A 12,498-nucleotide genomic window follows, 5' to 3' on the forward strand; every position below is an offset into this window, starting at 1 on the left:
AGATTTTTTTTCAATAATTTCAAAGAACGAGAAGTCTGTTCCCAATAAATGGGATAAAGGCTTAGCAGCAATTTCAACCACTTCTTTTAGGTGTGGGAAACTTTAATTATTTAATTATAATATTATCTCTAAGGGCATCCAAATAGCCATGACCATATTTTTGATCAGGTTCTACATAATTACCTTCAGCCCATTCATTCCATGATTTTAAGAAAACGATTCGATGCTCAAAAGGTTTATCTTGAACAGAATCAATAATTTGTTTGATATGTCTCGAAAACAATTCTGGAGTATAATTGTAATATATGGTAGCTTTTACACCAGAACGAGCAGTACGATCATAACCAGACAAGATTGTTGGATAAACTATATCTTCCTTATCAATTTCTTTTGTTAAATAAGGAATAATATTCTTATAATCGAACTTCTTTATCGAGCCAAAATTACCCAATGTTACTCGATTATATAGTCCTCTGATCTTTTTGCGAAGTTTACTTCCCAACGCTCTATCTTCAGCATAAGTCAAGTATGCAGGATTTATGGCTTCTATACCAACATCGTGATATCTTTCAAAAGACTCTTTAGTAAACTCACTATCACTCCACCACAAGGCAACAAAATGAATACCTGGTAATCCGTTTTCTTTAGCCATTTTTTGCCAACAAGCAATGAACTCTTTCAAATCAGGCATTCTGAATGCTTGCCACAAATAGAATAAAGGTTTACCATCTACAGTTATATAACGCTTATCCTTAAATGCAGGAAGGCAATAATTGAAATGTGCTATCCAGTCCTTTTCTCCAGGATACTTCATATCAAAAATAACGGTATCTTTCTGAAAAGCCTTTCCTTTTGTCCAAGTTTTATTACTCCATTCATGATTAGCCCAGCCCAAGCAAAAAGGGAAATCTGGCTTACCACTTTTCAAAACATCTTCAAAAATATCTTGAAGTGTCATCACTCCATTACCAAACCAATAGTGCCAATACATAAATCCCTCAATGCCAGCATCACGTGCCATTTGAGCCTGCTGTTCGCGAATGACAGGCAGACGGAGATCATAAAAACCTAGGTCTGCAGGCAGCTTTGGCTGATAGTGACCGCGGAAAAGAGGCTTTGCTTTCGTCACATTAGTCCACTCCGTAAACCCTTTACCCCAAAATTTATCATTTTGTGGAGTAGGGTGATATTGAGGGAGATAAAATGCAATTACTCTTGCTTTTTTGTTGTTCATATCTCTTAATTAATTTCTAGTATAACATTCAATATATTTATCTGCTATTGGACCCCATCCCATGGAAGGCTTCCAATTCTTTTCAATATTATTCCGCATAGATTCAAGTAGTTCCGGATGCTCAATCAAATGATTCATTGCATTAGCTAATGCATCAACATCGCACGGTGGAACAACAAGACCTGTTTCGCCATCCTTCACAACTTCTGGTAATGCCCCGACATTAGTAACAACCATAGGCACATTTAGAGAAAAAGCCGTTTGAATTACTCCACTCTGTGTAGCATCTTTATATGGGCATACACTAAATAGACATCCTTTAAGCATGCCTGCCAATTCTGGAACATTAATATAATGGTTATGTATTTCTATATAATCTAACGCGTTGAAAGGTTTTGTATCAAAATAAAATTTTCCTCCACCTGCTACAACAAGTTTCACATTTGGATGCTGATTATGTATTTTCTGCATTGCTCTCATAAGAAACTCCACACCTTTATATTCCGCAATTAATCCAAAGAAAAGAATATATGGCCTTTTAGATATGAATGGGATTGGAGAAACGCGAGTAATGCTGTCATACATTCCTAACTTAGATACAAAAATATTATCTCTCGACACTTTATATGCATTCATAAATTCCTCGACTTGATTCTTGTTAAGAAGAATAAGCTTGTTAATGTGACGGAAAGCCCTAACTCTATCCCTTTCTCCTTGTTTGTCTTTCCTTCCTGAATGTGTGAATGGATCATGTAAAGTAAGAACAAGTTTGTCTTTTACAAGATATAGAAGATTCATCATCATAGAAGGCGGTAGCGTAATATGAATGATATCTGGTTTCTTTCGTATAAATTTCAGTGCGAGTTTTGCTTGAAGTAAAAGATTTATAGGATGCCACTTCTGTTTGTGAGTCTGATTAACCACGAAAACTTTCGAAAGATCTATTTCATCCTTATATATCTGAAATGCAGGATATACTGACGCCGAGAAAATCCCTGTTTTAGGATATAATTTCCCTAAATCTAATAAGGAACTTTTAAGCCTAAAAGACGCAACAGGCAAATAATATTCTAAATCATGCCCTCGCCGTTGCAACTCCCTAATTAAAGGAAAGTCACAATCAGCAAAGAACCCATGACTATAATAAATGATTTTCATCTAATTATACAAGTAAAATAACTATTTGTTTTGATACATATTTTCGTAATACTTCTGATAGTCACCGCTCGTCACATTGTCGAGCCACTCCTCATTCTCGAGATACCACTTCACGGTCTTCTCGATGCCCTCCTCAAACTGCAAGCTGGGCTCCCAACCGAGTTCTCTCTGCAACTTTGTTGAGTCGATGGCATAGCGAGCATCATGTCCGAGGCGGTCGGTGACGTAGGTGATAAGATCCATGTCAGGGAAGATGGCGGTGAGAGGTGAGCTTTGAGCTATGAGCTGGGAAATGTTCATGGCTCGTTGCTCATCGCTCAATACCGCTCTGCCAAGAAGTTTATCTACGGTCGCTATCACCACCTTGATGATGTCAATATTCTTCCACTCGTTGAATCCGCCGATATTGTATGTCTCAGCCACCTTGCCCTCATGGAAGATGATGTCGATGGCGTGGGCGTGATCCACTACATACAACCAGTCGCGCACGTTCTCGCCCTTGCCATATACCGGCAGTGGTTTGCGGTGGCGGATATTGTTGATAAACAACGGGATGAGCTTCTCGGGGAACTGATACGGACCATAGTTGTTCGAGCAGTTAGTGACGATGGTCGGCATACCGTAGGTGTCATGGAAGGCGCGAACGAAATGGTCTGAGCCAGCCTTCGATGCCGAGTATGGAGAATGAGGATTATACTTTGTTGTCTCTAAGAAGAAGTCCTCGCCGTAAGCCTCATGATGCTGTGACGACGATGCCTTGGTGGTGAAGGGCGGTTCGATACCCTCTGGATGAGTCATCGACAGGGCTCCATACACCTCGTCAGTGGAGATATGATAGAAGCGCTTGCCCTCATATTTCTCGGGCAGCGACTCCCAATAGAGCTTTGCAGCCTGCAGCAATGAGAGTGTACCCATCACGTTGGTGCGTGCGAAAGTAAATGGATCTTTGATTGAGCGATCCACATGGCTCTCGGCAGCGAGATGGATGATACCGTCGAACTGCTCGTCCTGCATCAGCTGATAGAAAGCGTCGAAGTCGCAGATGTCCATCTTGACAAACTTATAGTTTGGCTTGTCCTCGATGTCCTTGAGGTTGGCAAGATTACCTGCATACGTCAACTTGTCGAGGTTGATGATTTTGTACTCGGGATACTTGTTCACGAAGAGGCGAACAACATGTGAGCCGATAAAGCCTGCGCCGCCAGTAATAACTATATTTCTTTTATTCATATGCTTTGGGTTATGAGCTTAGAGCTATGAGCTTTTAAGCCCAGATTGATATTTATGAATCATTTTACGAACTGACACAATCTCATCATTTAGTCGATTATAATCCTCATCGGTTATGTAATTTAAATCATGAGCCAATAGCAGTTGGTATTCTATTTCACAAGCAGAACCTATTGAAATTTGGAGAAAGTGAGCAAAGTCTTTGTTCGTTTCTCTACCACAACCCTCTGCAATATTGGTTGGAACAGATGAAATTGCACGTCTAATTTGGGATGTTAGCCCAAATAATTCTTCTTTTGGGAACTGTTGCGTCAACTTATATATATCCAAAGTAAGTTGATGACTTTTTTCCCAAATAACAAGCTTGTGAAAGTCGCGCATAAACTATGAGATATGGGATGTGAGAGGTGAGCAGTGAGAGGCGGGATATGAGAGGTGAGCAGTGAGAGGTGAGCACAATACTGATAGCTCATAGCTGATGGCTCATAGCTCACTGCTCATAGCTCATTGCCCCTACAAATTAGCTTTCCCTGTTCTTTCTACTTCATCTACGACCTGAAGCAGATACTGTCCGTACTGGTTCTTAAGCATCGGCTTTGCAAGCTCACGCATCTTGTCGGCAGTAATCCATCCTTTGCGGAAGGCGATGCCTTCAAGACATGCCACCTTCAAGCCTTGGCGCTTCTCCAATACCTCTATATATGTAGAAGCCTCGGATAGTGAATCATGTGTACCTGTATCAAGCCACGCGAAGCCACGGCCTAAAGTCTGAACCTTCAATTCTCCATCTTCAAGGAATCGCTGATTAACAGTAGTTATCTCGTATTCTCCTCTTGCTGATGGCTTGATGGTCTTTGCTACATCTACCACTTTGTTGGGATAGAAATACAGGCCTACAACTGCATAGTTGCTCTTCGGATGCTCTGGCTTTTCCTCGATGCTTAAGCAATTGCCGTCTGCATCAAACTCTGCCACTCCATATCTCTCGGGATCGCTTACCCAATATCCAAATACCGTAGCTTTCTTGTCTTCCTCGGCTGTGCGTACTGCCTCTACGAGCATATTTGTCAAGCCTGCTCCATGGAATATGTTATCTCCAAGTACAAGGCACGCAGCATCATCGCCAATGAAATCAGCACCAATAGTGAATGCCTGTGCGAGACCATCGGGGGATGGCTGCTCGGCATACTCAAACTTCACTCCAAAGTCGCTACCATCACCAAGCAGACGCTTGAAGCCTGGCAAATCGAATGGAGTACTGATTATCAATATCTCACGGATGCCGGCAAGCATCAACACGGAGATAGGATAATAAATCATCGGTTTGTCGAAAATGGGAATCAGCTGTTTGCTGATGCCCTTGGTGATGGGGTACAATCTGGTACCCGAACCACCTGCTAGTACTATACCTTTCATAAACTTATCTTAATAGATCTACACCATTCAGACTTTCCTGTAAAAAGTTGCTCTGGAAAACAGGCAGTATCTGAATAGTGAAGATGATTAGTATAACTTGTCGCTTATATCAAAATCTAGTGCTGCATCCTTCAGGCATGCATGCTTCAAGTCTTTCTCACTAAGTATGGCTTTCTCCATTGGTATGCGCCAGTCGATGCCCAGTGTTTCATCCTTGATATTGATGCCGCCATCAGCCTCGGGATGATAGAATTCATCGCACTTGTATTGGAAGACGGCGGTCTCGGAGAGAACGGCGAAGCCGTGAGCGAAACCACGAGGGATGAAAAACTCACGTCCGATTAATGATTGCTGATTATTCGCACATTGTTTATTAGTTTCGGTGCTCATCAAGCTGCGCAAGTTCTTGATTACTGTATCTTTTGCTAACTGCTCTGCTATCTTCACTCCTTCTTCATCACGTCCTGTCAAGAGGCAGGAGACGTGTTGACCGAATGTCGGGGAGCCTTTGCGGATGTCAACGGCTACGTCGAGAACTGCGCCTTTGACGCAGCGCACGAGCTTACTTTGTGTATATGGCATGCGCTGATAATGAAGACCACGTATCACGCCGTATGATGACATTGATTCGTTGTCTTGCACGAAGTTTATACTATGTCCAAGAATGGGCGTTACTTTCTCGTCAAACTCCCTCTGAGAGAAGCTCTCGAAGAAGTAGCCGCGGGAGTCTTTGAATACACGGGGCTCAATGATGAGCACGCCGGGGATATTTGTTGGTATTACATTCATGATGATTGATTATTCGCAAGCTCATCAAGCTGCGCAAGTTTCTGATTGTTGATTATTTACACAGTGCTAATAACAAATCGGTGTTCATCAAGCTAAAGCAAGTTTCGCTTAAATTAAACGTAATTTTTTGTATTGGTGGTTTACCATCTCAACAACAGAAACGAGTTTCATTGTTTACGATTTGTAGTAAACGTCCAAAAGTGATTAAAACCCTTATAGGACGAGCATTCCGAGAAGCCCGCCTATTTGTGATTTAATTGAAATTTAACTTATTTTAATTGGTCGCCGGGGAGAAAGCAAGCCTAACAAGATTGTCATAGTCCCTTCGTCCCCTGTTCCACTCCTGAACATAGTCAACGAAGAAGTCGCGGAAGTTGCGACACTTCTGCTGACAGGTCGAGATGAAAGTATTGACTGTCCTTCTCCTGAAGGGAGGAATGCAGGAATCTCACGTATCTCTTCAGTTCTTCTACCGTTTCCATAATATAACCTTTGATAAGCACTTCTCGTGAACATAATAGGCATGGTTCTCATAATGGATCATCTTGACCTTCGTCTGGTCCTTGGACATGAACATATAGACATCTCCGTTCGACGGGTCGCGGTGGTACTTGGCGCGTAATTTGACAGCGCAAAGGTACAAACTTTTTCACGGATTACCTAAAACCACTTTTGGACGCTTACTTAAATTCAACTTGGGAATTTTCACTTGCGAAAGTTCAGTAACTTATTTCTAAATGTTTCAACATATCATTCATCATTAAATTATATTGCTCTAAATAATTGTTTGCTATATTTCTCACATGATTTATAGGAAATTCATGAAGACCTTTCATAATTTCTACCACGCTAACATTACATTTTCCATGCTCAATAAAACGATGATTGTGAGAAACTCCAAAAACGTTCATTATATGTTTAACTTTACTAGAACCATCATTTTTCTTATTTCCCCAAAAATCTTCCTTTCCCCAAAAATCCAAACTAAAACATGGAACTGCATTATGAAGACTTACAACAATTGGATGCATATTACTGCCAACATATCCTTGTGAATATTTAATTAATGCATACCAATCCATTGGAGATAAAGGAAACTTTATATCATGCCTAACCCCATGATTATATGGACGGCCAGTTGGCATAGGCAATACAGCTAGAGCAACACCATCTTCTGAAAAAGCAGCTTCCAATTCAGATATTTCTTCTTTACTAATCACTTGTGAAAACAAACTCAATAACGCATACTTTTCAGGAAGACCAAATTTTTTTAGAATACTTTCTTTACTTGGCACCAAATCTCCAACATTTTGATTGAATGCAAAAACAGGATCTGGTGTAACAGGAACTTCCTTATCAAGTAACACTTTAAGCATATCTTGACTCCAGGAATCTCTTACGGAAATATACTTCATGTTAGATAGACTCTTCTTCATTGCTTTTTTTGTCCAAGGCATAAAATAATGATATGCACTATTTTGAGACGAAACAGACATCAAAGCCATTGGAATTTTATCAGCCACTCCACATCCCCAAAATATATTGGGAAATAATCTATCAGAAGTTACATGAGAAATATAAATAGGTTTAATACGCCCCTTATGTAATCGAGACAAAAACGGGTGATGCTGTAACAAAGCATCAGAACCAATTATCACACTCTCAATTTGTTCTTCATTAATCACTTTTAGTACTTGTTCTGCTGTAGTACAAAGAGAGGTTTGATTTTGAATAATACCATTCACAAAATCAAGTTGAGCTTTCCATTGCGGATCATTCTTTCCTCTATTAATAGCTTCTTGCGCTTCTTTAAGAATATAATTGATAAAAATTGGTGAGTACCCATGATTCTTTAGAAAAGAATAAGTTGATACTGCTTGCAGTGTCGCACCAAAGTTCATCACTTTATAATATGTTATAATTCCAATCTTTTTCATACTATTTATTTATTTGAAAACAAAACACGTTTGATTATTTTTTTTACTTCGCTTTTCCAATATCTAATTTTAAATTTTTTATGATTCTTTTCCAAGTCACATTTAAATAAATACTCTACTAATTTCCCATATTCTTTTTCTTTCAGTGAAGAAAAAAGTATTTCTCTAAGTTGCGGAATTTCTCTTTCCCCATAATTAACAGCAGCTTGCACAAATGCTTTTTCAACAGGAATTTCTTGAAATACAAGCTTTTGATTAATTTCTTTGAGAAGCATATTTCCCTTCTGGGTATTAGACGAATACAAAGACCTTATAGAATTTCGTGAAGTCAATTCTTCTGTAAGCTTAACCCCATTTTTATCATTGTCATCAATTCCCCAAGGATCTCCAACAGTAATATCACCATACCTTGTTTGTTCTTTAAATTTACAAGAATAACAAGATAACCTTAAGTTGTAATTTATTCCATTTCCACTATAAGCGTAACAAAAATAAGATGGAGAACTTGCAGCATAACGTTCAACATGTCTCTTGAATTTACCATTTTTATACAAGTCAAAATTTACCATACCTCCATTAGAATGCTTATAGACCCGTTTGCTTCGGAACCTAAAATTTCTAATTTCTGCTCCAAAAAGCTTAGTCCAATACTTTACTTCCAAAGGCATTAACATTGGGCTAAAAACACCATGACATATTATATCAACAGTGTATAGGTCATCAAAATCTTTATTGAGAAAAGTCTTTAGACCTGCTATCTGACATGGCGTACCAGTATACAAAACCAGTGTACCATTTAACAGGTCACTCTGTACCTGTTTAAAAGTTAATTGCGTACTGCTTTGAAGATACTTAGAATTTCTTATTTTTGAGATGTCCTTGATATCATCAAGTCTTATATGATAAGAAGTCCAACTAACCTCATCTAAAAAGCATCCATAGACAACACCACCTTTTTGTAGAAAATACTCAGCCAACATCGTACAAATGCCGATTGAGGCACTTTCTTTATAATATTTATCATCCTTAGTTGTTGCAATGTAACAATGCTGAAAGCTACTAACCGAGTTACTTTTATCCTTAATCTCAGGACAACGGCTATCACAAAGACCACAGTGTACACATTTGCCTACATCCATAACTGGATACAAAAAGCCTTCCTCATCTGCTTGCATAGACAACGCTTTTCTCTTGCAAACCTGAACACAAGCTCCACAACCAGAACATGTCGTTTTATTACCTGTAAATATATAACTTTTATATTTCTTTATATCCATTTTCTAAGTTTATTAGCAACCTTGATTGGCAAATACCTATACATTAGATATAGCAGATAGGAATTATTTAAAGCATTAGGATACTTAATGTATTTAATCTGATTATCATATTTAGACAATAAAGCATCTAAACGGCCCTCAAACTGATAGTCATACAATGCAGAAGATTTTGTCCAGAAATCAATAATTTTATCAAGTCCTTTATCTAGAGACACAGAAAAATTTAATTGAGGTACAGCATTTTTAATCTTTGAATTATCAAAAACTGCATCCAATGCACGATCTCCAATGAGCATCTGCTTAAATTCAGGCAAACCTTTACACAAATCATGACAGGAAACAGATATAATTTTTAAAGGCATACCCAATTTTTTAAAAAGTAATTCTACGACTTCCCGTTGAGTATAACGAAAATCACTAGTTATATGAAAATCATTATTTTTTGCTTTATCATTTAAAAAAAGCCCTACAATGCCTACAGCGAAGTCTTCCGCATAAGTAAGTGTTGTTATAGCTTTTCCATCATCCCAAACGAACCATGGTTTCCCACTTTTTACTCTTTCAATAATCGTTTTATGATATTTATAAGATGGAGAAATTCCTAAAGGAATACGCTCGTCATTATAAGTAATATAAGGACGAACGATTGTATAATAGGATTTTGTTCCTACCGACAATTCCATTAATCGTTTTTCACACTGATATTTTTCTTTATTATAAGACCAGAGTTCATTTGGCTTGGGAGAATTTTCCTTGATTGGGAAATCGTTTTTATCCCGCTTATAAACGCATGCAGAAGATATAAAAATATATTGCTTGCATTTATCTTTAAACAATCCATAAGTTCTTTCAATATCGGATGGAATACGAGAAAGGAAATCTACTATGACATCATATTTCTTATTTTCAAATTTTTCATTTAGTTCATTCAGATTGTAGAAATTTCCAATGACTATTTTAACATTCCGAGGAATCTTAGAATTGTTGGTACCTCTATTCATGATAGTCAAGTCATAGCCTTCATCCAATGCACATTGTAAAACGGCCGAACTTAAAGTTCCTGTACCTCCTATTAACAATACACTCTTTGACATAATTCAATATTTTTGAGTATTATATTTTACCGTAGAAAAAAGTTACATAAAATGGCTAAAATCATCATTATGACAATATCCATATTGATATGCCTTTTTCTCACGCTTTCCAATAATTCTTGCAGGAATTCCTGCCACAACAGTCCATGGTTCAACATCTTTAGTTACTATTGCCCCAGACGCAACTACAGCTCCCTCACCAATTTTTACACCAGGAAGAATAATAGATCTGCTACAAATCCAAGCAAAAGCACCAATCTCTACAGGCGCACCTTTACCACAAAAATGAAGATCATTATAATCATGGTTCAAACTCCATATTATAGCTTCATAAGCAATAACAGCATTCTTGTGAATTGTTAAACCACACCTGGCATCTAATAAAACTTTTGGTCCAATACTTACACCATCCTCAATGACTAAACCTTTAGGATAACGAACAGAAAAACCGGAATACAATTTCACATTCTTAGTAATCGAAGATCCAAGCTTACGAAGCCCCCAATTTTTCAAATGTTGACTTGGCAAATATGGTAGAAAACTATTAGAAATCCACCAAATGAGTCCATTCTTACAACCATAAACATGTTGTTTTATTTTTCTCAATATCCCCATACTATTTCTTTTTTCTCAATATTCGGCCAATATGTTTCATTCCCAGAACCTTGCCTCGCTCATACTTAGACATACCTAATAAAAATGAGGAAATCATTGTAGAAAACAAGCAAATTGCAGAAATGACAATAAACATTTTAAAAGATTCATTATCAAAATAAATCTTTATGTAGAGTGGCAACAATGTAGATACAATGGTCACCAATACAATTGGTGCTAAAGCATTTTTTGCAAATCCTAAAACATCAAAATTAACCATCCGTTTTAAAATCAACATTCTTGAAATCAAACAAGAGACCGCTACAAACAGAGCAACAACGAACACCGAAGAAGGCGAGCCACCAAGCCTAAGAACAAAATAGGATATTGGTACTATTGTCAACAAGATACTTCCAGTAACAACACTATACATTTTTATATTACCATTTGCTTGAGCTAAAGTCATAAGAGGATTAGATATAGCATCAACAGCCGTGATAACAACAATCAGTCTAGTAAATGGAACAGCATAATCAGGAACAATTCCCAACCATAAATCTAACAAGAATGGAGCTTCTATTATTATAGGCATAGAAACAAGCAATATCAAATAATACGAAAAACGAGAACTACGATTTATTAATTTATATAGTTTTTCCGTATCACCGATTGAATAATATTTTATAATTTGAGGACGTACTGCTGTTAAAAAATTATTAAAGAAATTGCTAACTGTGCCATTTACCTGATTTGCTATTCCTCTAGAAGCATTTACGGCAGGACTAAAAAATAAGTTCAATAAGATATTGAGACCTTGCGTTTGCAGTAAATTTGCTAAAGATCCTAATAAATTCCATCCTGTAAAAGAAAACATTTTTTTATAGAGTGACATGTCCTTATGAAATTTGACTCTACATTCATTAAAATGTTTAATACAATATATACGGTAAACCATTGTTATAAGTACTTGGCAAAATAATATTAAAGCACCATAAACGATCAACTTATCATAAGGTATAATTAACAACAAATAAACAACTATTAGCTTCAATACAACTTCTAAGATGCTAACATAAGCATACACATCCATTTTCTCGTGAGCAATAATACAAGCATTATATGGATTGACTAACAAAGTATTCAAACAAGCCAAAATAGAAAATTGATATACCCAATTAGCTGCGATTAGACGATCGGCTGGAATAACCATTTTTGAATTGAGGAACCATAAACCTACAGTTTCAGCCAAAATGAAGATGATGACAGATAATAGGGAAAAGCAGATAAAACTAGAGCTAAATATTTTTCCTAGTTGTTCTTGATTGCCTTTTCCTAATTCATACATAATGAACCTTTGTGTAGCTATAACTAAAGCTGAATTTACGATGCCCATCATAGAAACGATGCCACCAACAACATTGTAGATGCCGTAATCTTCAACACCTAAAGTTTGTAAAACGACTCTACTTGTGTAAAGAGTCACCAATACCATTATGAACATTCTACAATATAACATAACTAAAGTTTCCCACACCCACAGAAGCAGCTGTAGTGGGGATTGACTCTTTTAAAAATAGATATTAAACAATTAGCCTTTAGGTATTTCGCTCTTTCTGCTTAAAAAGCGTTAATCCATAGGTTGCTTTTTGAAATCTTGATCACATCTGAGAATGCGTTCCAAGTCTTGCCTTGTTTCTTCATCTGCCATAGCCCTCTCAAGCAGGTCATCCAGTGTGGAATCAAAGAGACTCGCAATTTTCTCAAGCAAT

The 12,498-nt window shown here is 37.4% G+C and carries 13 protein-coding genes; all 13 read right to left on the reverse strand.

Annotation, left to right across the window (positions count from 1 at the left end):
* Nucleotides 1-106 precede the first annotated feature (106 nt).
* The 13 genes from CIK99_RS10585 to CIK99_RS10635 all read right to left on the reverse strand — a co-directional run bounded on the left by CIK99_RS10585 (nt 107) and on the right by CIK99_RS10635 (nt 12,221).
* Nucleotides 107-1,234, reverse strand: a complete 1,128-nt coding sequence (locus CIK99_RS10585) for a glycoside hydrolase family 99-like domain-containing protein (protein WP_094381476.1) — start codon at nt 1,232-1,234, stop codon at nt 107-109.
* Between the two features lie 9 nt (nt 1,235-1,243).
* Entirely contained in the window at nt 1,244-2,392 is a 1,149-nt protein-coding gene (locus tag CIK99_RS10590; protein WP_094381477.1) for a glycosyltransferase family 4 protein, read from the reverse strand.
* A gap of 21 nt (nt 2,393-2,413) precedes the next feature.
* Nucleotides 2,414-3,622 (reverse strand): dTDP-glucose 4,6-dehydratase, encoded by a 1,209-nt coding sequence (locus tag CIK99_RS10595; protein WP_094381478.1) that lies wholly within the window; start codon nt 3,620-3,622, stop codon nt 2,414-2,416.
* A gap of 24 nt (nt 3,623-3,646) precedes the next feature.
* On the reverse strand, nt 3,647-4,003 hold the full coding sequence (locus CIK99_RS10600; protein ID WP_094381479.1) for a four helix bundle protein: 357 nt from the start codon (nt 4,001-4,003) through the stop codon (nt 3,647-3,649).
* A 132-nt stretch (nt 4,004-4,135) separates the two neighbouring features.
* Nucleotides 4,136-5,038, reverse strand: coding sequence for a glucose-1-phosphate thymidylyltransferase RfbA (gene rfbA, locus CIK99_RS10605; protein WP_094381480.1), 903 nt, complete (start codon nt 5,036-5,038; stop codon nt 4,136-4,138).
* 87 nt (nt 5,039-5,125) lie between these two features.
* Nucleotides 5,126-5,827, reverse strand: coding sequence for a dTDP-4-dehydrorhamnose 3,5-epimerase family protein (locus CIK99_RS10610; protein ID WP_094381481.1), 702 nt, complete (start codon nt 5,825-5,827; stop codon nt 5,126-5,128).
* A gap of 353 nt (nt 5,828-6,180) precedes the next feature.
* Nucleotides 6,181-6,309 carry a hypothetical protein gene (locus tag CIK99_RS15920; protein WP_256387399.1) on the reverse strand — a complete coding sequence of 43 codons (129 nt, stop codon included), beginning with the start codon at nt 6,307-6,309 and terminating at the stop codon, nt 6,181-6,183.
* Entirely contained in the window at nt 6,297-6,470 is a 174-nt protein-coding gene (gene tnpB / locus CIK99_RS16090) for an IS66 family insertion sequence element accessory protein TnpB (protein WP_144007972.1), read from the reverse strand. The genes CIK99_RS15920 and tnpB overlap by 13 nt, the downstream gene beginning before the upstream one ends.
* 76 nt (nt 6,471-6,546) lie before the next feature.
* Nucleotides 6,547-7,764 carry a polysaccharide pyruvyl transferase family protein gene (locus CIK99_RS10615; RefSeq protein ID WP_094381482.1) on the reverse strand — a complete coding sequence of 406 codons (1,218 nt, stop codon included), beginning with the start codon at nt 7,762-7,764 and terminating at the stop codon, nt 6,547-6,549.
* Between the two features lie 5 nt (nt 7,765-7,769).
* Nucleotides 7,770-9,041 (reverse strand): Coenzyme F420 hydrogenase/dehydrogenase, beta subunit C-terminal domain, encoded by a 1,272-nt coding sequence (locus tag CIK99_RS10620; RefSeq protein WP_094381483.1) that lies wholly within the window; start codon nt 9,039-9,041, stop codon nt 7,770-7,772.
* Entirely contained in the window at nt 9,032-10,135 is a 1,104-nt protein-coding gene (locus CIK99_RS10625) for an NAD-dependent epimerase/dehydratase family protein (RefSeq protein WP_254047784.1), read from the reverse strand. Before CIK99_RS10625 ends, CIK99_RS10620 begins: the two co-directional genes overlap by 10 nt.
* A gap of 42 nt (nt 10,136-10,177) precedes the next feature.
* On the reverse strand, nt 10,178-10,750 hold the full coding sequence (locus CIK99_RS10630) for an acyltransferase (RefSeq protein ID WP_094381485.1): 573 nt from the start codon (nt 10,748-10,750) through the stop codon (nt 10,178-10,180).
* A gap of 1 nt (nt 10,751) precedes the next feature.
* Complete coding sequence (locus CIK99_RS10635) at nt 10,752-12,221, reverse strand: oligosaccharide flippase family protein (RefSeq protein WP_144007973.1); 1,470 nt, start codon at nt 12,219-12,221, stop codon at nt 10,752-10,754.
* Nucleotides 12,222-12,498 lie beyond the last annotated feature (277 nt).

This window comes from Prevotella sp. P5-92, assembly GCF_002251245.1.
Lineage (GTDB): Bacteria > Bacteroidota > Bacteroidia > Bacteroidales > Bacteroidaceae > Prevotella.